Source organism: Nocardia bhagyanarayanae (assembly GCF_006716565.1).
Classification (GTDB): domain Bacteria; phylum Actinomycetota; class Actinomycetes; order Mycobacteriales; family Mycobacteriaceae; genus Nocardia; species Nocardia bhagyanarayanae.
On the sequence record NZ_VFPG01000001.1, the window covers coordinates 2642689 to 2668191 of the forward strand.

General features: G+C 68.5%; 28 protein-coding genes and 1 pseudogene. 12 read left to right on the forward strand and 17 right to left on the reverse strand.

Annotated features, from left to right (window positions below):
• Positions 1-79 precede the first annotated feature (79 nt).
• Entirely contained in the window at positions 80-586 is a 507-nt protein-coding gene (locus tag FB390_RS11125; RefSeq protein WP_141808886.1) for an allene oxide cyclase barrel-like domain-containing protein, read from the forward strand.
• Positions 587-669: 83 nt separating this feature from the next.
• Here the strand turns inward: FB390_RS11125 and FB390_RS11130 are convergent, their stop codons facing one another.
• Together FB390_RS11130 and FB390_RS11135 are read right to left on the reverse strand one after the other, a co-directional pair.
• Complete coding sequence (locus FB390_RS11130; protein WP_141808887.1) at positions 670-1062, reverse strand: type II toxin-antitoxin system VapC family toxin; 393 nt, start codon at positions 1060-1062, stop codon at positions 670-672.
• Positions 1062-1361 carry a type II toxin-antitoxin system Phd/YefM family antitoxin gene (locus tag FB390_RS11135; RefSeq protein WP_141808888.1) on the reverse strand — a complete coding sequence of 100 codons (300 nt, stop codon included), beginning with the start codon at positions 1359-1361 and terminating at the stop codon, positions 1062-1064. The genes FB390_RS11130 and FB390_RS11135 overlap by 1 nt, the downstream gene beginning before the upstream one ends.
• Positions 1362-1500: 139 nt before the next feature.
• Between FB390_RS11135 and FB390_RS11140 the strand changes: the two genes are divergently transcribed.
• Positions 1501-3555, forward strand: a complete 2055-nt coding sequence (locus tag FB390_RS11140) for a thioredoxin domain-containing protein (protein ID WP_141808889.1) — start codon at positions 1501-1503, stop codon at positions 3553-3555.
• Positions 3556-3832: 277 nt separating this feature from the next.
• On the opposite strand, the gene FB390_RS11145 is transcribed toward FB390_RS11140, so the two are convergent.
• Together FB390_RS11145 and trhA are read right to left on the reverse strand one after the other, a co-directional pair.
• Positions 3833-5566: an adenylate/guanylate cyclase domain-containing protein gene (locus tag FB390_RS11145; protein ID WP_246123963.1), complete on the reverse strand. Its 1734-nt coding sequence runs from the start codon at positions 5564-5566 to the stop codon at positions 3833-3835.
• A 315-nt stretch (positions 5567-5881) separates the two neighbouring features.
• On the reverse strand, positions 5882-6556 hold the full coding sequence (trhA, locus tag FB390_RS11150) for a PAQR family membrane homeostasis protein TrhA (protein ID WP_342780442.1): 675 nt from the start codon (positions 6554-6556) through the stop codon (positions 5882-5884).
• 118 nt (positions 6557-6674) lie between these two features.
• On the opposite strand from trhA, the gene FB390_RS11155 reads away from it, so the two are divergent.
• The gene (locus FB390_RS11155) at positions 6675-7493 is read left to right on the forward strand and encodes an isoprenyl transferase (RefSeq protein ID WP_141808890.1); all 819 of its coding nucleotides are present in this window, start codon (positions 6675-6677) and stop codon (positions 7491-7493) included.
• A 29-nt stretch (positions 7494-7522) separates the two neighbouring features.
• On the forward strand, positions 7523-8134 hold the full coding sequence (locus FB390_RS11160) for a hypothetical protein (protein ID WP_246123964.1): 612 nt from the start codon (positions 7523-7525) through the stop codon (positions 8132-8134).
• Positions 8135-8145: 11 nt separating this feature from the next.
• On the opposite strand, the gene FB390_RS11165 is transcribed toward FB390_RS11160, so the two are convergent.
• The 4 genes from FB390_RS11165 to FB390_RS11185 all read right to left on the reverse strand — a co-directional run bounded on the left by FB390_RS11165 (position 8146) and on the right by FB390_RS11185 (position 11136).
• On the reverse strand, positions 8146-8379 hold the full coding sequence (locus FB390_RS11165; RefSeq protein ID WP_141808891.1) for a hypothetical protein: 234 nt from the start codon (positions 8377-8379) through the stop codon (positions 8146-8148).
• Between the two features lie 328 nt (positions 8380-8707).
• Positions 8708-9745 carry a DUF6973 domain-containing protein gene (locus FB390_RS11175; protein WP_425465903.1) on the reverse strand — a complete coding sequence of 346 codons (1038 nt, stop codon included), beginning with the start codon at positions 9743-9745 and terminating at the stop codon, positions 8708-8710.
• A gap of 2 nt (positions 9746-9747) precedes the next feature.
• A complete protein-coding gene (locus tag FB390_RS11180) occupies positions 9748-10065 on the reverse strand; it encodes a type VII secretion target (protein WP_185756999.1) in 318 nt (105 codons plus the stop codon).
• Positions 10066-10140: 75 nt separating this feature from the next.
• Positions 10141-11136, reverse strand: a complete 996-nt coding sequence (locus tag FB390_RS11185) for a YbaB/EbfC family nucleoid-associated protein (RefSeq protein WP_141808895.1) — start codon at positions 11134-11136, stop codon at positions 10141-10143.
• Between the two features lie 185 nt (positions 11137-11321).
• Between FB390_RS11185 and FB390_RS11190 the strand changes: the two genes are divergently transcribed.
• Positions 11322-11591, forward strand: a complete 270-nt coding sequence (locus tag FB390_RS11190) for a hypothetical protein (RefSeq protein WP_141808896.1) — start codon at positions 11322-11324, stop codon at positions 11589-11591.
• A 44-nt stretch (positions 11592-11635) separates the two neighbouring features.
• Here FB390_RS11190 and coaA read toward each other — a convergent pair whose 3' ends face one another.
• Complete coding sequence (coaA, locus tag FB390_RS11195) at positions 11636-12568, reverse strand: type I pantothenate kinase (RefSeq protein ID WP_141808897.1); 933 nt, start codon at positions 12566-12568, stop codon at positions 11636-11638.
• Between the two features lie 181 nt (positions 12569-12749).
• Between coaA and FB390_RS11200 the strand changes: the two genes are divergently transcribed.
• Entirely contained in the window at positions 12750-13946 is a 1197-nt protein-coding gene (locus FB390_RS11200; RefSeq protein ID WP_141808898.1) for a DUF885 domain-containing protein, read from the forward strand.
• Between the two features lie 335 nt (positions 13947-14281).
• Here the strand turns inward: FB390_RS11200 and FB390_RS11205 are convergent, their stop codons facing one another.
• The gene (locus tag FB390_RS11205; RefSeq protein WP_185757000.1) at positions 14282-14740 is read right to left on the reverse strand and encodes a nitroreductase family deazaflavin-dependent oxidoreductase; all 459 of its coding nucleotides are present in this window, start codon (positions 14738-14740) and stop codon (positions 14282-14284) included.
• 11 nt (positions 14741-14751) lie between these two features.
• Positions 14752-15204, reverse strand: a complete 453-nt coding sequence (locus FB390_RS11210; protein WP_141808899.1) for a PaaI family thioesterase — start codon at positions 15202-15204, stop codon at positions 14752-14754.
• A 97-nt stretch (positions 15205-15301) separates the two neighbouring features.
• Here FB390_RS11210 and FB390_RS11215 point away from each other — a divergent pair, with 97 nt between their 5' ends.
• Together FB390_RS11215 and glyA are read left to right on the forward strand one after the other, a co-directional pair.
• Positions 15302-15859 carry a TetR/AcrR family transcriptional regulator gene (locus tag FB390_RS11215; RefSeq protein WP_141808900.1) on the forward strand — a complete coding sequence of 186 codons (558 nt, stop codon included), beginning with the start codon at positions 15302-15304 and terminating at the stop codon, positions 15857-15859.
• Positions 15860-15906: 47 nt separating this feature from the next.
• Positions 15907-17202, forward strand: coding sequence for a serine hydroxymethyltransferase (gene glyA, locus FB390_RS11220; RefSeq protein ID WP_141808901.1), 1296 nt, complete (start codon positions 15907-15909; stop codon positions 17200-17202).
• 194 nt (positions 17203-17396) lie between these two features.
• Here the strand turns inward: glyA and FB390_RS11225 are convergent, their stop codons facing one another.
• From FB390_RS11225 to FB390_RS33480, 3 genes are read right to left on the reverse strand one after another with little or no spacing between them, the layout of a single operon-like run.
• The gene (locus FB390_RS11225; RefSeq protein WP_141808902.1) at positions 17397-17834 is read right to left on the reverse strand and encodes a hypothetical protein; all 438 of its coding nucleotides are present in this window, start codon (positions 17832-17834) and stop codon (positions 17397-17399) included.
• 46 nt (positions 17835-17880) lie between these two features.
• Positions 17881-18618 (reverse strand): ESX secretion-associated protein EspG, encoded by a 738-nt coding sequence (locus tag FB390_RS11230; protein WP_141808903.1) that lies wholly within the window; start codon positions 18616-18618, stop codon positions 17881-17883.
• Positions 18618-18755, reverse strand: coding sequence for a hypothetical protein (locus tag FB390_RS33480; RefSeq protein ID WP_185757001.1), 138 nt, complete (start codon positions 18753-18755; stop codon positions 18618-18620). Before FB390_RS33480 ends, FB390_RS11230 begins: the two co-directional genes overlap by 1 nt.
• A gap of 645 nt (positions 18756-19400) precedes the next feature.
• Between FB390_RS33480 and FB390_RS33485 the strand changes: the two genes are divergently transcribed.
• Entirely contained in the window at positions 19401-20477 is a 1077-nt protein-coding gene (locus FB390_RS33485; RefSeq protein WP_185757002.1) for a hypothetical protein, read from the forward strand.
• Here the strand turns inward: FB390_RS33485 and FB390_RS34835 are convergent.
• Positions 20364-20660 (reverse strand): annotated as a pseudogene (locus FB390_RS34835) (PPE domain-containing protein); the annotation flags it as partial. The gene FB390_RS33485 and the pseudogene FB390_RS34835 overlap by 114 nt on opposite strands.
• A gap of 86 nt (positions 20661-20746) precedes the next feature.
• The gene (locus FB390_RS11240) at positions 20747-21925 is read right to left on the reverse strand and encodes an FAD-dependent monooxygenase (RefSeq protein WP_141808905.1); all 1179 of its coding nucleotides are present in this window, start codon (positions 21923-21925) and stop codon (positions 20747-20749) included.
• 113 nt (positions 21926-22038) lie between these two features.
• On the opposite strand from FB390_RS11240, the gene FB390_RS11245 reads away from it, so the two are divergent.
• Both FB390_RS11245 and FB390_RS11250 read left to right on the forward strand, forming a co-directional pair.
• Positions 22039-22782 (forward strand): TetR/AcrR family transcriptional regulator, encoded by a 744-nt coding sequence (locus FB390_RS11245; RefSeq protein WP_141808906.1) that lies wholly within the window; start codon positions 22039-22041, stop codon positions 22780-22782.
• Between the two features lie 94 nt (positions 22783-22876).
• Positions 22877-23299 (forward strand): limonene-1,2-epoxide hydrolase family protein, encoded by a 423-nt coding sequence (locus FB390_RS11250; RefSeq protein WP_141808907.1) that lies wholly within the window; start codon positions 22877-22879, stop codon positions 23297-23299.
• Between the two features lie 94 nt (positions 23300-23393).
• Here the strand turns inward: FB390_RS11250 and FB390_RS11255 are convergent, their stop codons facing one another.
• On the reverse strand, positions 23394-23666 hold the full coding sequence (locus tag FB390_RS11255; protein ID WP_141808908.1) for a hypothetical protein: 273 nt from the start codon (positions 23664-23666) through the stop codon (positions 23394-23396).
• Positions 23667-24117: 451 nt separating this feature from the next.
• Here FB390_RS11255 and phoH2 point away from each other — a divergent pair, with 451 nt between their 5' ends.
• On the forward strand, positions 24118-25392 hold the full coding sequence (phoH2, locus tag FB390_RS11260) for an RNA 5'-3' helicase PhoH2 (protein WP_246124275.1): 1275 nt from the start codon (positions 24118-24120) through the stop codon (positions 25390-25392).
• Positions 25393-25503 lie beyond the last annotated feature (111 nt).

A 25503-nucleotide genomic window follows, 5' to 3' on the forward strand; every position in this document is an offset into this window, starting at 1 on the left:
CCGAATCGCACATAACCGGGACGTCACGACGCCCCACCAATGAGGCAGGTCGGGAGTCCCTGCGAGTGAGGAGAAGGTCATGTCGTACGCGAGATCCTCCATCAGAAAGACGGTCGGCGCAGTCGCCGGCGCCCTGCTGGTCGGTGGTGGACTGGTCGCCTGCGGCGCGGACACCACCGAGACGGACGGGCCGAAGCAGCGGGTCGAGATCATCGAGGCAGCCGCTCTGACCGACCAGCTCGCAGGCGCGGACCTGGACAAGCCCGGTGCGAGTCTCGGTGATCTGACCGTCTATTCGGGCGGTATCCACCAAGACGGTCGCCAGATCGGGCACGGTGGTGGAGCATGCCAGAACGTCCATATCGAGGGCGACGCGATCACCATGCAATGTGTGCTCACCGCTCAGCTCGAACGGGGATCGCTGACCATGCAAGCGGTGTGGGTCCAGGGCACGAGCCCGCTAGATCTGGCGATCACCGGTGGTACCGGCGCATACCGTAACGCGACCGGCATCGCTCGGTTCTGGGAAATCGGGACACCGAACGAGCGGATGCGTGCCGAGATCACGCTTCCCGCGGAGGAGTGACCGCCCGACGAGGGTGACCCTCGCCTTCGCGAGTCGAGTGCGCCACAGGATGATTCAGGGCCCTACCGGGCGTTTCAGGATCTTCAGTGTGGTGCGGCCCAGACCAATCCAGCGGCTTCCGCCGCCTCACCGAGACATTTGTCGTAGGCGACGAGCGCGGTCAGGTCTGCGGCCAACTCGAGGGCTGTGGCCAGGTGGATCGAATCCAGACTGCGCGCTGTTGCCGGTGATACCGCGGCAGCGTTCGCCCGGACGATGCCATCGATTTCCACCATGTCCACTCGTGCCAGCACTGCGGGAACGTGCACGAGGTCTGCGGGTTCGGCGAGGCGCACGGCACGGACCAGTTCGACTTCTACGAGCGCCGACGCGACCCAGGGAAGGTCTGAGTGCTCTTGGAGCCAGCGCACGAGTGCAGCGGTCTCGGCTCCCGGGTGGACCAGCTTGACCAGTGCGCTGGTGTCGAGATACAGCATCAATACCGCTCGTCGTCGCGCAGATCCTGCAACGCCGCACCGGTGCGGCCCGCGTTGTCGACGGGTGCTCGATCGATCCGACGGCGAAGGTCGGCGAGCAAGTCGGCGCGGCCCCTCGATGCCGGCCGCATCCGGCCTTCGGCCGTCAGGCGAGCCCGCACATCGCGGGTCGGGTCTACCGGAACGATTCGGCCGATGACAGTGCCACGCTCGGTGATATCGACTGTCTCGCCTGCCTTGACCAGAGCCAATGTCCGTGCGGTGTGATGTGACAGTTCACGGATCGGAATGGCGGTCATGCCACGAGCGTGCCACAAAAATGTGTCACAAGTGCCTGCATTGATCGTACGGTGGCTCATCGGATCTTCGGTCGGAGAGCGGGTGCGTCCGTGCCAGGGGAGCGGCGCGGGGGGACGGATTTGTGAGACCGTGGAAGATATGAACCGGCTCGGGAAAGCGACCTCACCGTATCTGCGCCAACACGCGGACAACCCGGTGCACTGGTGGGAGTGGGACGCCGAGGCGCTCGCGGAGGCCCGCAGGCGCGATGTGCCGATCCTGCTCTCCATCGGTTACGCCTCCTGTCACTGGTGCCACGTGATGGCGCACGAGTCGTTCGAGGACGAGGCGACCGCGGCGCTGATGAACGACCATTTCGTCTGCGTCAAGGTGGACCGCGAGGAGCGCCCGGATCTCGACGCGATCTACATGAACGCCACCGTCGCCATGACGGGACAGGGCGGCTGGCCGATGACCAGCTTCCTGACCCCGGACGGCGAGCCGTTCTATTGCGGCACCTACTTCCCGAAGCATCCGCGCGGCGGGATGCCCTCGTTCGGTCAGCTGCTCACCGCCGTCAGCGACACCTGGCGCAACCGGCGCGAGGAGGTCGACAAGGCATCGGCCCAGGTCGTGGAGGCCCTGCGCGCGCAGGCCGCCGGTCTGCCCGACGCCGACCTGAACGTCTCGCCCGAACTGCTCGATCACGCGGTGGCCGCGGTGCTGCGCGACGAGGACGCCGAGCACGGCGGGTTCGGCAGGGCGCCGAAGTTCCCGCCGTCCGCACTGATGGAGGGACTGCTGCGCAGTTGGGAGCGCACGGGCGACGCGGCCGTGCGCGACGTCGTGCAGCGCGCGGCCGACGCGATGGCGCGCGGCGGCATCTACGATCAGCTGCGCGGCGGCTTCGCCCGCTACTCGGTCGACAACCGTTGGCTGATACCGCATTTCGAGAAGATGCTGTACGACAACGCGCAATTGCTGCGCGCCTACGCGCATCTGGCGCGCCGCACGCCGCACGCGCAGGACTCGCTCGCTCTGCGCGTCACCTGCGAGACCGCGCACTTCATCCTCGACGATCTCGGTACCGAGCGCGGCGGTTTCGCCTCCGCGCTGGACGCCGACACCCATCTCGAACCGAGCGGCCCCGGCGTCGAGGGCGCGACTTACGTGTGGACGCCCGCCGAACTGATCGGCGCGCTCGGACCCATCGAAGGCGCTTGGGCCGCGGACTTTTTCGGCGTGACGACGGCGGGGAACTTCGAGCAGGGCACCTCGGTCCTCACCCGCTACCGCGATCCGCGGGACGAGGCCGAACAGGAGCGGCTCGATCGGGCGAGGGAGGTGCTGCGCGACGAGCGCGACAAGCGCCCGCAGCCCGCGCGCGACGACAAGGTGGTCACCGCGTGGAACGGCATGGCGATCACGGCGCTCACCGAGGCGGGTTCGGCGCTGGGACGGCCCGATTGGGTGGCGGCCGCGGATCGCTGCGCGCGGTTCCTGCTCGCCGAGCACGTGGTCGACGGGCGGGTGCGCCGCGCATCGCTGGGCGGCGCGGTCGGCGCCTCGGCGGGCGTGCTGGAGGACTACGCGTGGCTGGTCACCGGCCTGCTCGCGCTGTATCAGGCGACCGGCGACCCGGAACGGCTTGAGCAGGCGCAGCGGCTGCTGGACACCGCCGTCGAACGCTTCGCCGATCCCGAGGCGTCCGGCAGCTGGTTCGACACCGCCGACGACGCCGAAACCCTCGTCGCCCGTCCGCGCGACCCGATCGACGGCGCGACTCCGGCGGGCGCGTCTTCGCTGGCCGAGGCGCTGCTCACCGCCGCGGCGGTCAGCGACGTCGAGCGCGCGGTGCGCTACCGGGAACTCGCCGAAGCGACGCTGCTGCGCGGCGCGATCGTGCTTGCCCGTGCGCCGCGCTCGGCGGGCCAGTGGCTTACGGTCGCGGAGGCGGCCGTGCGCGGCCCACTGCAGATCGCGATCGCCTCGTCGGCCGAGAACGCGGACACCGCAACGGAATTGCTCGCCGTCGCCCGGGAGCTCGCGCCGGGTGGATCGGTGATCCTCGCGGGAGCGCCGGATTCCGCGCCGCTGCTCGTCGACCGCCCGCTGGTGTCGGGTGCCGCGGCGGCGTATGTGTGCCGCGGGTCGGTGTGCGATCTGCCGGTGACGACCGAGAAGGATCTGCGGGAGTCGTTGAGCGGCAGCTGAAGCCGCGCGGAGCATTGCGGGGTTTCCCGCCGGCCGGGTCGGGGTCGTCGTTCTACCCCGCTCGGTAAGAGATTCGTGCGCCGCGCCGGGCGTCTGCGCGCGGTCGAGGGACGCTGCGCGGACCGGGGCCTAGGTCCGCCTCTCGGCGTGCCGTCCTGGATCGTCGTGCCCAAGGTGGCGGTTGGGCTACGAGTCTGTGCATTGGCGGACGCCCGAGGGTGCCCGGGGCGCGCAAGCCCGGCTGGCGGTGTCGAGTTCACCCGGGTCCGCAGTGCCGCTAATCCGATTCCGATGCCGTGCTGCGTATTTCGGCGATGGCGCTGACCGGTGACTGGTCGTCGGCGGTGTCGGCGACTGGACCCGTGGCGTCGGCTGACAACGGGCGGTCGTCGGAGGTTTCCGTGATCGAGTTCGGGGCGCCGGCCGGCAGGGGGCGGTCGGCGCTGGTTTCGGCGGCCGGGCCAGGGCTGTCGGCTGGTAGCGGGCGGTGGTTGGCGCCGTCCAGCGCGGGCGCCGGGTCCCCCTGGGTCGCGGCCTGTTCGATGTCGGTCCAGCAGGCCGTCGGTTCCTGCATGCCGCGCAGCAGAATGTTGTCGTAGTGCGCCCACTGCTCGCGCTCTTGCGGGGCCGCGGCCTCGATCACCGCGCCGCTCACCAGGATTCGGCGGGGCACGTCCTTGGCTTCGGCGGTCAGGCGGGCGGCCTCGTTGACGGCGTCGCCGATGACGGTGAACTCGAGGCGGGTGTCGGTGCCGACGTCCCCGGCGAATACTTGGCCGCGCGCTACACCGATGCCGATGTCCAGTTCGCCGCTCGCGGTCACCTCGTCGCGGATCCGGCGGGCCGCTCGGAGCGCCGGAGTCGCGTTGTCCCGCAGGGCGATCGGCGCGCCGAAGATGCAGAGCGCCGCGTCGCCCTCGAACTTGTTGACCAGCCCGTCGTTCTCCTCGGTCGCCGCGACGACGATCGAGAGCAGGCGGTTCAGCTTGGCGACGAACTCCTGCGGCGGCAGGCCGGTGGACAGCGCCACCGAGCCGGTCACGTCGACGAACAACGCGGAGACGACGCGCACGTCACCGGTCAGGTCCATGCCGCCGGTGAGCGCCCGCTCGGCCACCTGCGCGCCGACGTGCCTGCCGAACACGTCGCGCATCCGTTCGCGTTCGCGCAGATTCGCGGCCAGCTCGTTGACCGAGTGTTCGAGCCGCCCGATCTCGCTGCTGCTGCCGACCGGCACCCGGACGTTCGTCTCGCCCCTGCTGATCAGATCCAGCGCCAGCCGCAGCGTCCGCATCGGGCTGGCCACCGCGCGGGCCAGGATGGCAGTCGCCAGCGCGCCGACGCCGATGCCGACCGCGGACAGATAGATCGCGGTGCGGATGCGGTCCGACGCGGCCGCGGCCGGGTCGGCGAGCACCACGATCAGCATGGCGAGCGGCATGGCGCCCGCGACCCCCCAGGTGACGACGACCCGCACCAGCACCGACGAACTCCAGTGCATGGTGCCGCCCAGCACCGCCGACACCACGGGAATGGTCGGCCGGATCAGCCGGTCCACGATCAGGAAGGTCACCGCCGCCGACTGCAACGCGCCGAGCGTGAACAGCGACGCCGTCACGCCGGGAGTGTCGATTTCGGTCAGGTGAGTGAACGTGGCGGACACGATGATCACGCCCGGTATCCACAGCGCCAGCGCCCGGACGGTGATACCGATCGGCAGCCGCAGCAGTCTGCGCGCCTCCTCCACCGTCGGCTTGCGCGTCTGGTCCAGCCACCCGAAGTATCTGCCGCGGTCGCGCATGGCCAAGCCGACGCCCGCGAGGAGCCCGACCGCCGGGTAGATCGCGACCAGGGCCATGGTGCGCATCCAGTCCTCGCCGAGCCTGCCGAAGAACCCGCTCAGCCACAGCCCGGTGACGATGACCGCGAGACCGCTGAGATTCGCGGTGATGACCACGGCCGACAGACCCCAGTGGGCCTTGAGCGCCCACACGACGAGCTTGGCGATCACGACGCGCGACCACCCGCCGGAGACGGTGACCGCCGGTGCGGCCGGGGACGGGCAGCGACAAGTGACACGAAAGAGCAGCTTATCCGGCTCGATCGCGCTGAGAGGCGGCAACGGATATCTCGTCGGTCAGCCGCTCGACACCGCGGTCACCGAGAACTCAGCGCAGTGGCCGGGGACTCAGCGCGGCTGCCGAGGATCTGGCGAGGTGGCCGAGAACTCAGCGCAGTGGCCGGGAACTCAGGGCGGTCGCCGAGGACCCAGCGCGGTCAGCGAGGACCAGCGCGGCTGCCGACGGCTCGCGGAACGGCCGAACAATCAGCGCAGCACCACCAACCAGATCGCTATGTAGTGACTGAGCGCCGCGAGCACCGTCGCGGCGTGAAAGAACTCGTGGTGCCCGAACACCGTCGGCCACGGATTGGGCCACTTGGTGGCGTAGAGGATGGCGCCGCCACTGTAGATCAGTCCACCGATCAGCAGCAGGATCAGCGGCGCGATGCCGATCTGATCGTTCAGCTGCCCGGCCACCGGCACGATCGCCCAGCCGAGCAACAAATACAGCGGCACGCCGACCCACCGCGGCGCGGTCGGCCACAGCAGTTTGAGCGCGACGCCGGCGAGCGCGCCCGCCCAGACCACCGCCAGCAGGGTCTGCCCGGTGCTTCCCGGCAGGCCGAGCAGTGCGAACGGGGTGTAGCTGCCCGCGATGAACAGGAAGATCATCGAGTGGTCCGCGCGCTTCATCCGGATTCGGGTGCGCGGGGTCTGCCAGGTGACGCGGTGGTAGACCGCGCTGATGCCGAACAACCCGCACACGGTGAGGCCGTAGACCAAGGTCGACCATCCGGCAGTCGCCGAGACGGTGGCCGCCTCGGCGACCAACGCGATCACCGCGAGCGCGGCGATGCCGACCGCCCAGGTGTGAATCCAGCCGCGCATCTTGGGCTTGACCAGCGCGGCGAGCGCCTCGGCCGGGGAGGCGCCGACCAGCTCCGCGTCAGCCGCACCGACAGATTCGGACACGAGGATGACCTCCTAGTTAACTGATCAGTAACCTACGCTGCCGTAGGTTCACGCCGGATGCCACTGTACCGGGGAATCGCGGCCGATGCCGGAATCGCGCCGCCAAGGCGTACTGTTGGACGCCGTGGAGCTTCGGAGTCGGGTGCGTGGTCTGCCATACCGCATCTACGAGGCCCGGCTGTCCAAGCAGCTGGCCGGTAAACAACACCCACGCCACGTCGCCGTCATGTGCGACGGCAATCGCCGCTGGGCCAGGGAGAACGGGTTCACCGACGTGAGCCACGGCCATCGCGTCGGCGCGCTGAAGATCGCCGAGCTGGTCGGCTGGTGTTCGGACGAGGGCATCGAGATGGTCACCGTCTACCTGCTCTCGACCGAGAATCTGCAGCGCGATCCCGACGAGCTGGAGACGCTGTTCGAAGTGATCACCGACGTCGTCGAAGAGCTCTCCGCGCCCGAACGGGATTGGAGTGTGCGCATCGTCGGTTCGCTGGACGGGTTTCCCGAGCTGATCGCCAAGCGGTTGCGCACCGCCGCGGAGCGCACCGAGGGGCGTCAGGGTGTGCACGTCAACGTGGCGGTCGGGTACGGCGGGCGCCAGGAGATCACCGACGCGGTGCGCTCGCTGGTGCGCCAGGAGATGGCCGCGGGGGAGACCGGCGAGGATCTGGTGCAGTCGATCACCGTCAACGCCATCGGTCAGCACCTCTACACCTCGGGTCAGCCCGATCCGGACCTGGTCATCCGTACTTCGGGCGAGCAACGACTTTCGGGCTTCCTGCTGTGGCAGAGCGCATACTCGGAAATATGGTTCACCGAGGTTTACTGGCCGGAGTTCCGCAGGGTGGATTTCCTCCGCGCCTTACGCGACTACGCGGCCCGACATCGCCGTTTCGGGGTCTGAAACGGCCACATTCCAGTACCGTCCGGTCTGTGCAAGTTCTGACGCAGACCCCGCAGGCGCCCGCTCCCGCCGCACCCGGTGACGGACGGGGCAGGAGCCTGAGCTACGAGGAGTTCGGCCGCCGCTTCCTCGAGTACGCCGTGTCCGAAGAGCGCGTCGCCGCCGCGTTCGGCGAACTGACCGGAGCGGCCTTCGACGTCGGCCCGATCCGGGTCGGGCCCGCCCGGCTGGCCAAGGTCGTCGCCCATGTGCGCCTTGGTATTCCGCGCGTGCACCGTCGCGTCGACGAAGTCATCGATTTCGAACTGGTCCTGCCGTTGCGTGTCGGCATGCTGGTCGATCTCGGCATCGACCGGCACCGCTTCGAGGTGGACGGCACGGTCCACCTGCATCTCACCGCGCGCACCGCCGAACCGCTCCGGGTCCTCATCGAGATCGCCGAACCCCGTCAGCGCGACGTCCGCGTCAACGTGGCGGCGGGCACCAAGCGCGCCCAACTCCTGCGCGTCCTCGTCGGCGTCGACCACGAGATCCGCCGCTTCGTCGCCCGCTACATAGCCACCGAAATCCGCAAACCCCATATCGCCTCGGTACTCGACATCGACGTAGCCACGCGCTTGGACCAGGCCTGGCGGTTGTAGGGGGGTCTCTGTCAGAGGCCTCCGAAGAGATAGGCCAAGAAAACGGTCAGCGCCCACACCCCGCCCGTGAACGCGACTGCTTCGTCGCGAACACACGGAAACCTGTACCACACCGCGGCCGAAATCAGCGGCGCCGCAAGCGGTACGGTGCGCCAGTTCCACGGGTAGGGGATGAAAGCGATATCCGGATCGGTGTACAGCAGCATGAACGGATACGCCGCACCGAATGCGGCGAAGATCGTCACCATCCGCCATGGCCGCCAGCCCCCCGCGCCACGTCGTGGCATTCAGAAGGTCCCCGTCGCCCAGACGATCATCGCGCTCAGCGCCCACATCCCCAATGTGAAGGCAACAGCCTCGCTCCGCGCCCCGGGAACAAAACGCCATACCGTCGCGGAGATGAGCAACGCCAGCAGCGGCGCTGTCCGGTACTCCCAAGGGAAGGGTATGAAGCGGTACTCGAGTTGGATTCCGGTGTACACATGCATGAATGGATACGCGGCGCAGAACGTGGCCAAGAACGTCAAGGTCCGCAAGAGAGCCCGGCTCCCGCGCCGCCACGTTCGTTCGGCGCTACTCCTTGATGATGACAAGCGTTGTCCCGTCGACGTTGTTGTAGTCCATGTTGTTCGGGTCGACCAGTTTTGCTTCCCGCGCATAGCGAATGCAGGTGTCGATTATCGCCTGCCGGTTTCCTTCCAAGCGGATGCCGACTTCACGGCCGGTGTGGTTGTTCCACTCGTCCATTTCCTTCGAGCCGGGTAGCTGGCTCGGTTTGTCCTTCTCGTGAGCATCGGCGAGTCTCTTGGCGAAGTCGGCATCGGTGGATTCAGTGGTCAGTGCTTGCCAGATGCAGTGACGCGCGGCGTCTTGGCGAGTCGATTCAGGGTCCCCGGGAAACGCGGCGACGGACTCGAGCTCGGCAATGTCTTTGTCTCGGTTGTTCCGGGAGTTGTTGCAGTCCAGCGGGTTATGCCAACAGACGCTCCACTCGTTGTCGCCCAAATCTCGCCAATCCTCGATCTTCTCGCCGACATTGATGTCTTGTGGTTGTCCAGCTGGTGTTTGCCCTGCGACCGGCAGGCCGGTGAATGCCTTGTTGATCGCCTGCGTGGTAGTTGTGTCCGCGGTATTCGCTTGGGCGATGGCCTGTCTGATCGCGGCGGTTTGTATGTCGGCGTCGGTCTGCAACGCTCCTATCGCCTTCTGGAGTTGACCGGAATCGCTTACGGTGGCCAGCAGCGTCTGCTGGGCGGCGGACGACGGTGTGCACGTGCCGTCTTCCGCCACGGTGTAGCCCTTTTCCTCGGCGATCCGCACGGCTGCGGCGAGTGCGGACTGCGCAGCCGCGAGTTCGGTGGCGCCGATGCGCGCGGCCTCGACGCCCGACTCCAAGGCGTTACGGATCTTTTCGGTATCGGAGTGCAACGTTTCGTATTGCGACCGCATCGCATTGCCCGACTCGCCCTGCCAGGTGTCGAGCGACCTGTCGACTGCTCGATACTGGGTGTCCAGCGCGCCGGTGAGTTCGTGAGCCTGCTGTGCCCACTGGTCGGCCTGGGCGGCCAGGGCGTCGGGGCGCAGCGCGAGAATCTGCGACTTTGTCAGCATGTTCACGGCAGATCCAGACCAATGTCGGCGATGTCGTCGGCGCGATTCGCGTCGCCACTCAGAAACTGCGTTATCGCGGTGCCGGTGGTGTCGCCGAGGGTCTGCATGCCTGCGGCAGCTCCGAGAACCGCGCGGTCGACCGCGGCGATGGCGCTACCACAGGCACGGAGCACGCTGGTCGCCGCGAGGCCGTCGGTGACGCCGTCGGCTGGCCGATTGGCCAGGCCCAACCTGCTGATCGTGGACGTCGTGGTGGCGAATGTATCCGCCAGTCGTCGGACGTCGTCCGGGTCGAAGTGCAATCGCTCGAACGCGCTCACCGTACCCCCCTGTCGCACACGGTGTTTCGTCGCGACCACTATATCCACCGATGTCGTCCGGCGCGATCGTCGTCGCTAGCGCGGCCCTCGGTCCCAGTCGTCCCAGGAGTCATAGAGCGGATAGAGGTCGTCATCGCCGGCGAGTTCGGGGAACAGCGGTTCGAGCCAGTCTGGCATGGCGAGCGGGTTGTTGGTCGCGGAGGCCGAATCGGTTGGCGGACAGAGCGCCGGCGGATCGTTCGTGAGGTGAGCGCGCGGCGGTGGTGCGGGAAGCCAGTCCGGTTCCGGCGCCGACGTGGTGGCGGGTAGCGGTGCGCGTCGTGGTCGCGGGTGCTGGGGTCTGGCGGTGAAGTAGTGGTCGTCGTCATCTGGGCCGGCGAATGGCTGAATGACGTGGTGCATCGGATCGTCTTGTGCAGCATCGGTTTCGAGTTCGGCGGTGACACCGGCGGAGTCGAACCCTGAGTCCGAGCCGGGGTCGGAGCCAGGGCCGAAGCCGGAATTGGAGTCAGGGCCGGCGCTGTAACCGACACTGGTCCGCGGATTGGATTCGGGATTGGTGTTGGAGCCGTGCGTCGCGAGCGTGTCCGGTCGGGAACCAACCTTGGCGCCCGAGCTGGACAACCGGCCACTGCTGGAGGTGGAACCTCGCTCTGCGTCGTTGTCTTTGTCGACGCCGGACCCCGACCGGGAGTTCTCGGCGTCCCTGTGCCGAGCGGGATTCTTGGACGAACCGTCCGCCGTCTCCGAATCCGCACCCTCGCCCAGGCCGGCGCCGCCACCGGAGCCCGCCGCATCGTCGGCCGACCCGGTTGCGTCGAGTTGCTCGACAGCTTCGCGTACCGCGTCCGCCGCCCGCGTGAAGGCGAGCTTGTGCAACTCCACCACGACATCGGCCAATCGCCCCGCGGTCAGCGTCGATGAATCGCTCACCGTGATGGCGTGCAGTACGCCGTTCGCGCCGACCACGACGGTGACCGACCCGTCGGCGGACGAGGCCGTCCCGCGAGCGCGCGCCATGGCGTCTTGCAACCGCTCGATCCGCGCGGTCGCCGGTCCTTGATCCCCCACGTCACCCCCGGATACCTAATGGGCGCTGCTGGACGAAGTCCGCCTACGGCCCGCACGGCCGGAGTGAATGCGGAGGTACGCCTCAGCCGAGCCTAGGTGGGAGCCGCCAGGATTGGAATGCGCGTGGACCGAATTGGCGGCTGGGTTACTGTAGGGCGCGACAGGGTTGGAAAGGGGGGTGGCCGATGGGTCCGAGCAATCACGATGATGCGCACACGCTGGCGGGCGCTTTCGCAGCGGCGGGGTTCCGGGTGGCCGCCGCGGGTCGGCCGCCCGTCGAGGACATGCCGACCGCGCTACCGGACACCGCGGTGCTGGAATCCTGCGGCGTCGCAGTGGGACTCGTGGATCGCGCGCTGCGGGAGACGGCGGCCCGGCTGCAACGCTCAGGTGTCGCGAGCTTGCGCGGGGCCGAGGCGGGAGACGACTCATCCCGCTCTCCGTTTTGCTTCTGAGCATCCTCGAGCCGACGCGCTGAATCCGCTTGTGATCGAAAGGGTTACAACTTCCGCAGGCGAAGGCGGTTGATGCTGTGGTCGGCGTCCTTGCGGAGGACGAGGGTGGCGCGGGGGCGGGTGGGGAGGATGTTCTCGACGAGATTGGGGCGGTTGGTGGAGTTCCAGATCTCTTTGGCCGTGGCGGTCGCCTGCTCGTCGGTGAAGCCCGCGTAGTGGTGGAAGTGGGCGGCGGGGTCGGCGAAGGCGGTCTCGCGCAAGGTGAGAAACCTTTGCACGTACCAGTTTTCGATGTCCTCGATGCGGGCGTCGACGTAGATGGAGAAATCGAACAGATCCGAAACCATAAGGCGCGGACCGGTTTGCAGCACATTCAGTCCCTCGACGATGAGAATATCGGGCTGGCGCACGCAGTGGAGTTTGCCGGGCACGATGTCGTAGGAATTGTGCGAATACACCGGCGCGCACACCTCGGGCGCGCCGGATTTCACCTCGGTGACGAAGCGCAGCAGTTTGCGCCGGTCGTAGCTCTCCGGAAAACCCTTGCGGTGCATGATGCCGCGGCGGGTGAGCTCGGCCGTGGGATAAAGGAACCCGTCGGTTGTGACCAAATCCACACGCGGATGGTGATCCCAGCGGGCCAGCAACGCCTGCAGCACACGCGCGGTGGTCGATTTTCCGACCGCGACGCTGCCCGCGACACCGATCACGAACGGCACCTGCTGGTCCGGATGCGTCTCCCCGAGGAAGGTCGCGGTGGCCGCGAACAGGCGCTGGCGCGCGGCGACCTGCAGGTGGATGAGACGAGCGAGCGGCAGATAGACCTCCGCGACTTCCTCGAGGTCGATCTGTTCGCCGAGACCACGCAGCCCGATCAGTTCTTCCTCGGTGAGCACCAGTGGAGTCGATTTGCGCAGTGTTCGCCACTGCTTACGGTCGAATTCCACATAGGGGCTCGGCTCGCTCATTCGTGCCACTTACCCGACGCTCCGTTTCGGCAAACACGCACACAAGCCGACTCGGCCCTGTGAGATTGGATCTAGCTCTCGCCGCATGGTCGAATTCTCCTCTGCACCGGCACTGTGTGAAACGGGGGGTACCGCTACCCGCTGGTAACCACCTCGATCCGCAGGCCGGTTCCGGCTACTGTCGGCTGGCATGGAAGCGCATCCCCTCGTCACCGAGTACCTGCGACTCGGCCTGGCTTTCGACCGGCTCGAGGAAGGTTTCGTCGACGCCTACACCGGCGACCCGCAGCTGCGCAGGGAGGTGCAGAACGCCCCCGCGCCGCAGCCCCGTGATCTCGCGCGGCGCGCCGCCGATCTGCGCGCGGCGCTGCCCGACGCGGGCCTGTCCTCGGAACGCGTGGAGTTCCTCGACGTGCACCTGCGAGCGCTGGAGTGCTCGGGCCGCAAGTTCGCGGGCGACGACATCGGTTTCGTCGACGAGGTGCGCGCCTATTTCGACGTCGACATCGCCCCCGGGGAGGTCGAGGACTATCGCGACGCGCACCGCCAGATGGACGAGGTGCTGGCGGGCGACGGACCGCTGCCCGAGCGAGTCGCCGCGCACCGCAAGGCGGACGAGATCCCGCCGGAACGGCTGAGCGCTTGCGTCGAGGCGTTCTCCGGCGCGCTGCGCGAACTGGTGCGCGAGCGATACCCGCTGCCCGACCACGAGCACGTCACCTACGAGGTGGTCGGCGACAAGCCGTGGTCCGGATTCAACTACTACCTGGGCAACTACCACTCCAAGGTCGCGATCAACTCCGATCTGCGGCAGCACATGTCGAACCTGCCGCACCTGATCGCGCACGAGTCCTACCCCGGCCACCACACCGAGCACTGCCGCAAGGAGGCCGGTCTGGTGGCGGCCGGTCAGGCGGAGCAGACGTTGTTCCTGGTCAACACGCCGCAGTGCCTGATGGCCGAGGGGCTCGCCGATCTGGCGTTGCGCTCGATCGTGGGCCCGGGCTGGGGGAAGTGGGCGCAGGAGATCTACGCCGATCTGGGTCTGCGGTTCGACGGCGACCGCGCCGAGCGCCTGTCCACGGCCTCGGCGAAACTGCTCGCCGTGCGCCAGGACGCGGCGCTGCTGCTGCACGATCGCCGTCGCGACGAGACCGAGGTCGCGGAGTTCTTGCAGCAGTGGAATCTGACGACGCCGGAGCGGGCGCGCCAGTCGCTGCGGTTCCTCTCCTCGCCGCTGTGGCGCGCCTACATCAGCACCTACGTCGAGGGGTATCGCCTGCTCGGCGGCTGGCTGGACCGGGCCGTCGACGCCGACGATCGCGCCGACCGCTTCCGGCGGCTGCTCGACGAGCCGCTCACCCCCGGCGCGCTGCGCGCCATGTGAACGCGCGCCCGCGCCGATGGTTCGGCGCGGGCGCACGCTTCGTCATCGGAGGGCGGCGCACCCCTACTGGATGACAGCGCACCCTTCTCCGGAGGACAGGGAGCACATCAGCAAGGACAACGTCCGCAGCAGCGCTTCGATCGGGTTGTTCGGGACGGAGACGAAATGCGGCATGGTGATTTCCTCGTGGTTCGACGGGGACGACGTCACTTGTGAAACCGGTCCACGCGGTGCGTCTCGTTACGGCCCGTGCAGCCCCCAAAACCAATGGCAGGTGGCCGCAGGCTTTGATCACCGACTCCGGGTGACCTTCACCGCGCCTGAGGCGGTCGAGGTCACCTCGAGTGAGGTTGGTCGGCGGCCGAGAATGTGACGCGCACCGAGATCGGCTCGGTCTCCAACGCCTTGATCGTCCACGCGAGCACCGGCCGCGCGATCCTGCCGGTGGCGAAGCTGCGCGCCCTTGCCACCACGTCGTCGTCGGGGACGAACGTCGCGGTGCCGGTGTACCAGCGGTCGCCGCGCCGCAGCCGGACCCGCGGGTCGGCGGTGATGTTGCGCGCCCAGCCCGCGCGCGGACCGTGCTGGCAGATGATCCAGGCGCCCTCGTCGTCGAACGAGGCGGTCACCGGAACCCGCCGGGGCAGACCGGTTTTCGCGCCGGTGGTCTCCAGTTCGGAGACCAGTGCGGTGCGGATGCCGAGCCGGTCCAGCGCCGCCACGGCCGGATTGGCGATGTAGCGGCCGATCATCCGCTCCCGCTTGAACTTTCGCAGTGTGTCGCGTTCGGTCACTGTCGTACTCCTCAGCGGAAGATGACGCAGGTGGTGGTGGCGTGGGCGACCAGACGACCCTGGTCGTCGACGACGCGGCCCTCGGCCGTCGCGGTGGTGCGCCCGACGTGGATGGTGGTGCCGGTGGCGGTGAGCTTGCGTCCGTCGGTGGGCACCGAGCGGATGTAGTTGATCTTCAGCTCCAAAGTGGTGTAGCCGACGCCGGCTTCCAGGGTGGTGTGCACAGCGCAACCGAGCACCGAGTCGAGCAGCGTCGCGCAGATGCCGCCGTGTGTGGTGCCGAGCGGATTGGCGAACTCAGGGCGGGTTCGCAGGCTGAACACCACCTTGCCGTGCTCGAGCGTCTCGGCCTCGATGCCGAGCAGGTCGCCGATGAACGGCGGGCGGTCCTCGAGCGACATAGCGGTCTTCAGCAACTCGAGGCCCGAAAGCTGGGTCGGATCGATCTGCGCGGGCGAACTCATGGATTTCCGTCCTTTCGATGAACCGATCGGTCCACATCTGTCATGATTGGAGCATGGACCGATCGGTTCACGCAAGGTGTCGGAGAGAGGGACGACCATGACGCAGGGCCCACGCGCCCGGTTGATCGAGGGCGCCATCGAGCTGGTGCGCGAGCACGGCGTGCACGGCGCCGGGCTTGCCGCGTTGCTCGACCGGAGCAATGCCTCGCGAAACTCGCTCTACCAGCACTTTCCGGCGGGCAAGAGCGAGCTGGTCGTCGCGGCGACCGAGGTGGCGGGCCGGAGGATGTCGTCCGTCATCGAAACGGTGACCCGCTCGGGGGAGCCCGCGGACTGGGTCGCCGCGCTCGTCGGTTGGTGGAAACGAGCCCTGGAGACCAGCGCCTATACCGCCGGATGCCCGATCGTCGGCGCCGCGCTCGCCGAGTCGGAGCCGACCGTGCAGGCCGCCGCGGGAAGCGCGTTCGCCGACTGGACCGAACTGCTGGCCGCCGGGCTGACCGGTCGCGGTATCGACGCCGCGCGGGCGAGGTCGGTTGCGAGCTTCGTGATCAGCGCGGTCGAGGGCGCCATCGTCCAGGCGCGCGCGACGAAATCGACCCGCCCGCTCGACGACGTCCAGGACAACCTCGCGACCTTGCTGCGTATCCGCTGACCGGCCCCCTGCCGGAAGCTCGACCCTGCCCCAATAGACTGAGGCCCGTGACGCAGACGACCGCCTCTGTCAATACTCAGTCTCTCGGTGAGCTCGATCCCGAGCTCGCTGCCGCGATGGCAGGCGAACTCGCCCGCGAGCGCGACACCCTGGAAATGATCGCCTCGGAGAACTTCGTGCCGCGCGCGGTGCTGCAGGCGCAGGGCAGCGTGCTGACCAACAAGTACGCCGAGGGCTACCCGGGCCGTCGCTACTACGGTGGCTGCGAGCACGTCGACGTCGTCGAGACCCTCGCCCGCGACCGCGCCAAGGAACTGTTCGGCGCCGAATTCGCCAACGTGCAGCCGCATTCCGGCGCGCAGGCGAACGCGGCGGTGCTGATGGCGCTGATGAACCCGGGCGAGAAGCTGCTCGGCCTCGACCTCGCGCACGGCGGTCACCTGACCCACGGCATGCGGCTGAACTTCTCCGGCAAGCTCTACGAGGTGCACTCGTACGGGGTGAGCAAGGAAGACCACCGCATCGACATGGACGAGGTGCGCAAGATCGCGAAGGAGGCGCAGCCGAAGGTCATCGTGGCAGGCTGGTCGGCCTACCCGCGGCACCAGGACTTCGCCGCGTTCCGCGAGATCGCCGACGAGGTCGGCGCCTACCTGTGGGTGGACATGGCGCACTTCGCCGGTCTGGTCGCCGCCGGTCTGCACCCCTCCCCGGTGCCCTACGCCGATGTCGTCTCCTCGACCGTGCACAAGACCCTCGGCGGTCCGCGTTCCGGTCTGATCCTGGCCAAGCAGGAGTTCGCCAAGAAGCTGAACAGCTCGGTGTTCCCCGGCCAGCAGGGCGGTCCGCTCATGCACGCCATCGCCGCCAAGGCCGCCGCGTTCAAGATCGCCGCGACCGACGAGTTCCGTGACCGCCAGCAGCGCACCCTCTCCGGCGCCAAGATCCTCGCCGAGCGCCTCAATGGCGCCGACGTCAAGGACAAGGGCATCAGCGTGCTCACCGGCGGCACCGACGTGCACCTGGTGCTCGTCGACCTGCGCAACTCCGCGATCGACGGCCAGCAGGGCGAGGACCTGCTGCACGAGATCGGTATCACGGTGAACCGCAACGCCGTTCCGTTCGACCCGCGCCCACCGATGGTCACCTCGGGTCTGCGCATCGGCACCGCCGCCCTGGCCACCCGCGGCTTCGGCGACGCGGAGTTCACCGAGGTCGCCGACATCATCGCCACCGCGCTGGTCGGCAGCTCGGATGTGGACACCCTGCGCGGGCGCGTCACCAAGCTGGCCCAGAGCGTGCCGCTCTACCAGGGCTTGGAGGACTGGCGTCTGCTCGGCTGAGCCATAGATGTCGCGAACGCCCCTGGGATGCCGGGGGGCGTTTCGCTTTTCGGTGGGTCGTACAGCCGGCGCTGGTGTTGCGGGTACAGGTCGATGGCTCCTACGCGGTCGGAGCAAAGCGACGAGGTGGTGCTGCGACTGTGTCCCGCCGTCCGCTGACGATCGTCGTGGGCGGGTGAAGACCGGTGTACCGGCTAGCCCGCCGAGAGATCGATCCCCTTGTCCGCGGCGAGTTTCGTGAGTTTCTCCATCTCGTCGATGGCCACCGCGACGTAGGCGTGCAATGTCTCGTCGTCGCGCCGCAGCAGGTACTCGTAGTCGCCGTCGGTGAGCAGATCCTCGTTTTCGTCGTAGAAGTGCCAGCGGACATGGATTCGCGTGATGAGCGGCGTCAGATCGACGTGCTCGAGCAGCGTGTGGCCGACCCGGCTGAGCCCGAGCCGCTGATAGAAGGGATACGACTGGGCGAGTCCCTGCGCCATCTCGGCCCTGCTGGACAGCGAGCCCACGAAGCCGTCACTGAGAATGGTGCCCGGCGTCCCCCAGAGGGCTGCGGACCGTTCGGCGTCGAACGCGCTCAACGCGGCTTGATACTCGTCGAGAAACGACTCGATCTCATCTCGTGTTGTCATTACCCCAACCTACGTCGAACCCTCGCCTCCGCTCCGGCACTCGGCCTCATCCGTCCATGCGGGCGCGGGCTCGGATGATCGATTCGTCCAGGTAGCGGGCGATGTCGGCGGTGGTGGCGGGGCGGATCATGAGGGCGCGGTTGGCGGGGACTTCGCAGTAGCGGCCGTCGTCGGTGTCGATCCAGCGGAGTTTGCCGGTGCGCAGGGGATCGGCGTTGCGTGGGCCGAGCAAGACGGTGACGGCGCCGCGGGTCGTGCACGGCTGACGCCAGAAGCGGCGATAGCGATCTCTGGTCGCGTCGGCCGGTGTGGTGCCGAAGGGGTCGGGGCGATCGTCGGCGAGATCGTCGAGGAGGTAGGTCCTTTCGGCGACGGTGCCCGGCTTGTGGTCGGGGAGCAGCCGGACGAGCTCGGTGGCGAGCTGGTCGGTTCGGCAGCGGCGCAGGCGAATTCGGCCGCCGTCCGGCGCCGGGTTCTGCAACGCGACGACGCCGGAACCACCCCGCTGGGCGCAGCCGATGGCGCGCAGCTCCGCGCCGCCGCGCCGGTTGTCGATGCCGAAGAGCTCGATGCGCCAATCGGGCCGGGCCAGCACCTGGATGGCGCGTTGCAGCGGAACGTGCTCGTCGTGTTCCAGCTCGGTGCGGAAATCGCGCTGATACGCCTGGTATTCGCGGAGGCCGGGGAAGCGGCTGGTGAAGCGGAACGGGAACGGCATCCGATCGAGCCCGGTGCCGAACCACACCGCCGCGAACTGTTCGGCCGAGAGTATCCACTGCGCCATCAGTCGGCTCCCAGCGCGGGCGGGACCGTCTTGGGTGTCTCACCGATCAACTCCTGGCCGTGCTCCTCGGAGCGCAGGTACTTCGCCGACCGGTGCTCGCCGTCCTCCTCGGCGCGGGTTCGCGGCGCGGACGGCATGAGCCCCGCGTAGCCGGTGGAGCCGGGGATGCCTGTGCGGGCCGGAACACCCGATGGGGGTGCGGGATTCGGTGTTGCCGCGGGTTGGGCGGGTACGGAGGAGCCGGGACTCGGTGGCGGCGCCGGGGCGGTGGGTGGTGGGATAGGCGCGGAGGGGCGGGCGGGGTCGTGGAGCGCGGCGGGGGCGAGCGGAGGTGGCGGTCCTGCGACGGGGGATGGGCCGATGGGCGCGTTCGGTGTGAGTGGTGGGGTCGGCGTCGAGAATGTGGGTTGCGACGTGCCGAGGGATGGGAAAGCCGTGGAAGGCGCGGCGGGCGCGGGACCTACCGACGCGAGAGGCGGTGCGGAGGGGGCGGGAGCCGGGGGCGTCGGGAGCGGTGCGGCGGGCGCGGGAGTCGCAGACGTCGTGGGTGGTGCGGCGGGCGCGGGAGCTGCGGACGTCGGGGACGGTGCGGAGGAGCTCGGCGACGGAGATGCTGCTTGTTGTGCGGAAACAGACTGTGCCGCGACCGAGTCGGGATCGGTCGTCCTCGAGGGGCGCATGCCGTTGTCCCCGGACGACGGGTCGTGATTCGATGCCGCACCCTGACCGGTAGATGCTTCCGTCACCACCGCATTTTGTGCTCCGGTCTGGTTGCCGACGAGGTGGTCGGGACCAGATCCTGGCTGTCCGTCGGTTCCTGGCTGCGCGCCGTTCTCGGCGTGAGCACCGGTCCCCGGCTCCGCGCCGTGCCCGCCTTGCCCCTCGACACCAGGTTGTGTCTCGGTTCCTGGCCGTTCCCCGTTTCCGGGCTGGCCGCCGGATCCGGACTGTCCTTCGACACCATGCTGCGCAACACCTTCCGGCTGCGCACCGGACCCCGGCCGTGCGCCGTTCTCGGGCTGTGCGCCGTCCCCGGTCTGCGTTCCGGTTCCCGGCTGTGCCGCGCTCGCCGACTGGGCTCCGGACTCGGACTGACCGTCGGTACCGGGCTGCGCGGCGTTTTCAGTGTGCGCTCCGGTCCCCATGGGCGCGCCGTTCACCGGATGCGCTCCGGGCTCGGGTTGTGCTCCGGCACCGAGCAAATGCGCTCCCGTCCCGAGCTGCGCCTCGTTCCCGTGCTGGGCTCCGGCGCCCAAGTCTCCGGCTCCGCTTGGCGTGCCGTCCCCGGAGTGCGCCACGTTCTCGGGCTGCGCCCCAGTCCCCGGCTGCGCGCCGTTCGCCCCTTGGGCCCCGGCTCCCAGCTGCGTCTCCGCCCCATGTCCGGACTGCGCTCCAGTTCCGGTATCCGCCGTGGAGGTCGGCGACCCGAGCAATCCCTGGCGGTCAGGGGCCGAAACCCCCTCTCCCGCAGTGGAATCGGTCACTCGGTCCGTACCCATCAGCGCGCCCCCGAGCAGACCGTCCATTCCGGCATCACCCGCCCCCACCGGCGACGGCAAGGTCGGAATCCGCGACGCCGTCGCACCGTACGGCTGGATGTACAGCCGGTTCATATCGTCGCGCGCCTGGTCCTCTCGCGCGTTGCGCTCCTCCGGCGCGACCGAATTCCCGCTCGCTCCAACTACATCCGGGATGGCAGCCTTGAACTGCGCCGCCGCGCTCGCCGCCGCCGCGATCGGCTCCGATTGCCGTCCCAGCGCAGCGCCGAGTTCCCCCAGCCGACCGAGGAAGTCGCGGACACCGCGCACCGCCGCGTCCGCCGCGGCGCCTTCCCACCGTTGGTCGACCGCCCGCTGTAGTGCCGAGCCGAACTGCTCGCCCGCGGCGATCACCACCGCGGACAGCGCGGCCCATGCGTCTTGGGCGGCTATCGACCCGCCGGGGTTCATCCCGTCGGCGGCGGCTTTGATCTCCGCGTGGGAAAAGCTTTGCGCGTTCTCGGGATTGGTGATCGCGCGGCCGTCGGTTCCGTGCACTGCCATCGCGGTGGCCCCTTCCGTCAGTGCCGTTTGAACCTAATAGACGCGCCCGCGCGCGGAGCGGTTCCACCGAAACTCGAGAAATCCGTTCAGCGCGCCGCCAGCAGGGCGGAGTAGTCGCGCAGGTCGATGTCGTTGGCGGCGTTGTCGCCGTACTTCGCCATCAGCGTGAACAGCCGGGAGCCGAGGAACCAGTTGCGCAGGCGGATGCCGAGGGCGGTGGTCGGCGCGAGGAACCGGCCCGCGTTGGAGTTGCCCGCGATCTTGGCGTACCGGCGCATGATCTCGTTGTAGCGGGCGAAGGCTACGGTGTGGTCGCCGTCCGCGAGCGCGAGTTCCCCCGCGAGCACGTAGGCGCCGACCACCGCGAGCCCGGTTCCGAAGCCGCCCAGTGTGCTTCCGTACGCCGAGTCACCGACGAGCGCGACTCGGCCCGCGGTGTAGCGGTCCATCCGCACCTGTCCCATCGAATCGAGGTAGACGTCGTCGAACTCGGCGAGCTCGGCGAGCATCCGCGGCACCTCCCAGCCGAGCCCCGCGTAGTGCTCGGCGACTATGCGCCGCTGTGCGTCCATGTCGTCCCGCGCGTACTCGAGTTCCGGCGCCGCGAACAGGTACAGCTGCTGGGCCTTCGAGCCGCCGCTGATCGCGAGCCGTCCCGGCGCGTTGTACCCGTAGGAGACGGCCCGCTCGCGCGGCGTCGCCGAGTCGCTCCACGGGCTCGCCCCGGCGACGCAGTAGTAGTGCCCGAGGTGCCGCACGAACTCGCGCTCCGGTCCGAACGCCAAACGCCGCACCCGGGAATGGATTCCGTCGGCCCCGACGACGAGATCGAAGGTGCGCTCCGTTCCGCGCTCGAAGGTGACGTCCACGCCGTCGGCGGTCTCGGTGAGCCCGGCGATCGAATCCCCGAAGACATACTGGCAGTCGCCCGTGCGCCGATACAGGATCTCGGCGAGATCGCCCCGCAGGATCTCCACGTCGCCGCCGGTGAAGTCACCGGACATGAGCGCGAGCCGCCCACCGCGTCCGTCGACGAACACCACGTCCGACGCGCCGGTGCGGTGCTCCCAGATCTCCTCCCACACGCCCATCCGCTCGAGCACGGTGCGGTGGGTGCGGCCCTTGAAATCGACGGCCTGCCCGCCGGGTCGCGGCGCCGCGGCGCGCTCGACGACGGTGACGTCGAACCCGTACCGGTGCAGCCAATACGCGAGGGCGGGGCCCGCGATACCGGCGCCGGAGACGAGAACGGACTGGTGGCGCATGGTTTCTCCTGAAGAGTTGAATTGCGTCCGCCGTATTCTGTTTCCGGTGGACGCAAATTAGCGTATGGTAGACACAATTCCGGGTCAAGCCGTTCGTCCTGGAGGATTCGCCGATGTCGTCACCCACCACCGTGGAACTGCTGTGGGGCACCAGGCAGCCGCCGCGGCGCGGACCGAAGCCCTCGCTCACGCTGGCCGGGATCGTGGCGGAAGCGATCGCGCTCGCCGACGCCGAGGGCCTGGTCAACCTGTCCATGCAGCGCCTCGCCGAACGACTCGGCTTCACGAAGATGTCGCTGTACCGCTACGTGCCCGGCAAGGAACAGCTCATCGCGCTGATGCTGGACACCGCGCTGGGTGAGCCGCCCGAATCGCCGGGCGAACCGGCCGGCTGGCGGGAAGCTCTGCGCGGCTGGGCGCTGGCCATCTTCGAGCGCTATCGCGCGCACCCGTGGACGCTCGAGCTCGCCGTCGGAGCGCGCCCGATCGGTCCCAACGAGATGGGCTGGCTGGAGGCCGCGGTGGTCGCGATGGACGGCACGGGGCTGACCGGACCCGAGCGGCTGGACACTGTGGTCCTGCTCAACGGCCACGTGCGCAGCCTTGCCCAGCAGGTCGGTGCGGCGGCCAAGACCGACCTGGCCGAGCAGGTGCTGCGGCAGTTCACCGAGACGGTGGCCGCCGCGGCCGATCGCTATCCCGCGGTCAAGGCGGCCTTCGCGGAGGAAGCGGCCCGCTCGGCGAACCCGCCCTACGCCGGCGAACCCGGCGACGCCCTGTCCTTCGGCATCGAGCGCGTCCTCGACGGCCTCGCCGTACTTGTCGCGCGCCGGGCGGCCGAAAACGACACCACATAGAGCGGCCCGGCGGCCTGAGCGTACCTCCGCCTTCGCTCCGGCCATGCGCGGCTTTCGACGGACTTCGTCCGGCGGTGATGACTAGAGTCGAACCATGTCCGACGAACTCCAACTGCAGCAGGACGCGATCACCACGGTGCGGGAGTTCTTCGCCGCCCTGGAGCTGGGTGCGGTCGGCGAGGCGCTGGAACTGCTCGATCCCGACATCGTCTGGAAGAACACCTCGCTACCGGACGTGCGCGGCATCCGGCGCGTCGGCGGCGTGTTGCGCGGGCTCGATCGCCCGATGTTCGGCTTCCGCGTCGATATGCACCACATCGCGGGCAACGGCGACATCGTGCTCACCGACCGCACCGACTACCTGCGGTTCGGTCCGGTGGAGATCGGGTTCTGGGTGACCGGCACCTTCGAACTGCGCGACGGCCGAATCGTGCTGTGGCACGACCACTTCAGCTGGGAGAACTTCCTGCGCGGCACCGCCGTCGGACTCCTCCGCTCGGCCTTCGCCCGCCGCTGACTCCGCCCTTCACATCGCCGAGTTCGCCCGGTGCGGAACCGCTTTCGGTGCGGTCGCCGGGCGGTCGCGGCCGTGTTGCCGCGGCCGCCGAGGGTCACGAATGCGCGACCAGGTAGTCCAGGTAGAAGGGCCGTAGCTGCTCGGCCACCGCGCCGTCGCCCGCGTGGATGTAGTCGTCGATCAACGGCAGCACGAACTTGATGTCCGCCTCGCTCTCGCCGACGTTCCCGGCGGCGGCCTCGGCGGCGGGAATGCGGGTGAGCAGCCGCCACAGGTATTTGATGTCCCCGCGGCGCACGGCCAGCTTCACCGCCCGGTCGTGCAGCTCCTTGGACGACAGGTTCTCGAATTCCTCGTTACCGGCCATGATGCGACTTTATCCAACCCGGTGAGCTGCGGCGACAACCAATTCGGCGACCCGTCGAGCCGCGCGTTAACGGGATCTTCACCGACACGACGGACCTTCCCCGAGCGCGGACCGGCCAGTCGGCGGTAACTTCGGAGATGCGGACCGCGTCGGTGTGGTTCGTACGGGAGGTCCTGACCGTGACTGAGCTACTCAGTACGAGGGGGCCGGCACCCGGCCCTCGTGGCATCTGACGCAAGTCGGATCCAGAAGGACGGACCGGTCCAGCGAGATCGTCCACGCGGGTGCCGTGTGGACACAAAAGGAGCCCACCGTGACTGCTGCACGCTCCGTTTCCGCCCCCTCGGCGCACTCCCGTTCCGCTGGCACAGGAAAGCGCGCCGCTGTCTCTTCGGACACCAAGGGGGCCCGCCCCTCGCTCTCCCACACTCCCGGTGCCAAGACCTTCGTCATCGACACCTCGGTCCTGCTCTCCGATCCCTGGGCGTTCACCAGGTTCGGCGAGCACGATGTCGTCCTCCCGCTGGTCGTCATCAGCGAACTCGAGGCCAAGCGGCACCACCACGAACTGGGCTGGTTCGCCAGGGAAGCCCTGCGCAACCTGGACGACCTCCGCCTGCAGTACGGCAGGCTGGACGAGCAGGTGCCGATCGGCACCGAGGGCGGAACGCTGCAGGTGGAACTCAATCACACCGACCCCACGGTTCTGCCGGTGGGCTTCCGCACGGAAAGCAACGATTCCCGGATTCTTGCCTGCGCCTTGAATCTCGCGGCCGAAGGTCGCGAGGTCGTCATGGTGTCCAAGGACATTCCGCTGCGCGTCAAGGCGAGCGCGGTGGGTCTGCACGCCGACGAGTACCACGCGCAGGACGTGGTGACCTCCGGCTGGTCCGGGATGGTCGAGATCGATGTCGCGTCCTCCCAGATCGACCAGCTCTACGCCGAGTCCGTGATCGACCTCGACCAGGCGCGGGAACTGCCGTGCCACACCGGAATCCGGCTGCTCGGCACCAGCTCGAGCGCGCTGGGCCGGGTGACGCCGGACAAGCGCGTGCAACTGGTGCGCGAGCGCGAGGCGTTCGGTCTGCACGGGCGTTCGGCCGAACAGCGCATCGCGCTGGACCTGCTGCTTGACGAGAGCGTCGGCATCGTCTCGCTCGGCGGCAAGGCGGGCACCGGCAAGTCGGCGCTGGCGTTGACCGCAGGTCTGGAGGCCGTTCTGGAACGGCGCACGCAGCGCAAGGTCGTGGTGTTCCGTCCGCTCTACGCGGTCGGCGGCCAGGATCTCGGCTACCTGCCGGGCAGCGAGAGCGAGAAGATGGGTCCGTGGGCGCAGGCCGTCTTCGACACCCTCGACGGTCTCGCCTCGCCGGAGGTGATGGAGGAGGTGCTCAGCCGCGACATGCTGGAGGTGCTGCCGCTCACCCACATTCGCGGTCGCTCGCTGCACGACTCCTTCGTGATCGTGGACGAGGCGCAGTCGCTGGAACGCAACGTGCTGCTCACGGTGCTCAGCAGGCTGGGCACCGGCTCGCGCGTCGTGCTCACCCACGACGTCGCCCAGCGCGACAACCTGCGCGTCGGCAGGCACGACGGCGTGGCGGCGGTGATCGAAAAGCTCAAGGGACACCCGCTTTTCGCGCACATCACGCTGACGCGCAGCGAGCGCTCGCCGATCGCGGCGCTGGTCACCGAGATGCTCGAGGAGTACGGACCGAACTCCTGAGCTGAGCTCGAGGTGCATCCGAGCTAACGCTCAGGGTGTGTTTCGCCTCACATCGAGTGGGTAATATCCGCCGAGTTACCAGTTGGGCAACGGCCCGGCGCGTCGAAGTCG

Coding starts and splice junctions, on each gene's coding strand:
- FB390_RS11230 (WP_141808903.1), bottom strand. CDS start 18,618: ATGGCGCAGTGGATACTCTCGGCCGAACAGTTCGCGGCGGTGTGGTTC.
- FB390_RS11135 (WP_141808888.1), bottom strand. CDS start 1,361: ATGACCGCCATTCCGATCCGTGAACTGTCACATCACACCGCACGGACA.
- FB390_RS33480 (WP_185757001.1), bottom strand. CDS start 18,755: ATGCCGTCCGCGCCGCGAACCCGCGCCGAGGAGGACGGCGAGCACCGG.
- FB390_RS11245 (WP_141808906.1), top strand. CDS start 22,039: ATGTCGTCACCCACCACCGTGGAACTGCTGTGGGGCACCAGGCAGCCG.
- FB390_RS11255 (WP_141808908.1), bottom strand. CDS start 23,666: ATGGCCGGTAACGAGGAATTCGAGAACCTGTCGTCCAAGGAGCTGCAC.
- FB390_RS11175 (WP_425465903.1), bottom strand. CDS start 9,745: ATGCTGACAAAGTCGCAGATTCTCGCGCTGCGCCCCGACGCCCTGGCC.
- FB390_RS11215 (WP_141808900.1), top strand. CDS start 15,302: ATGACGCAGGGCCCACGCGCCCGGTTGATCGAGGGCGCCATCGAGCTG.
- FB390_RS11200 (WP_141808898.1), top strand. CDS start 12,750: ATGGAAGCGCATCCCCTCGTCACCGAGTACCTGCGACTCGGCCTGGCT.
- FB390_RS11240 (WP_141808905.1), bottom strand. CDS start 21,925: ATGCGCCACCAGTCCGTTCTCGTCTCCGGCGCCGGTATCGCGGGCCCC.
- FB390_RS11140 (WP_141808889.1), top strand. CDS start 1,501: ATGAACCGGCTCGGGAAAGCGACCTCACCGTATCTGCGCCAACACGCG.
- FB390_RS11155 (WP_141808890.1), top strand. CDS start 6,675: ATGCCGGAATCGCGCCGCCAAGGCGTACTGTTGGACGCCGTGGAGCTT.
- FB390_RS11130 (WP_141808887.1), bottom strand. CDS start 1,062: ATGCTGTATCTCGACACCAGCGCACTGGTCAAGCTGGTCCACCCGGGA.
- FB390_RS11250 (WP_141808907.1), top strand. CDS start 22,877: ATGTCCGACGAACTCCAACTGCAGCAGGACGCGATCACCACGGTGCGG.
- FB390_RS11225 (WP_141808902.1), bottom strand. CDS start 17,834: ATGACAACACGAGATGAGATCGAGTCGTTTCTCGACGAGTATCAAGCC.
- FB390_RS11125 (WP_141808886.1), top strand. CDS start 80: ATGTCGTACGCGAGATCCTCCATCAGAAAGACGGTCGGCGCAGTCGCC.
- FB390_RS11210 (WP_141808899.1), bottom strand. CDS start 15,204: ATGAGTTCGCCCGCGCAGATCGATCCGACCCAGCTTTCGGGCCTCGAG.
- FB390_RS11190 (WP_141808896.1), top strand. CDS start 11,322: ATGGGTCCGAGCAATCACGATGATGCGCACACGCTGGCGGGCGCTTTC.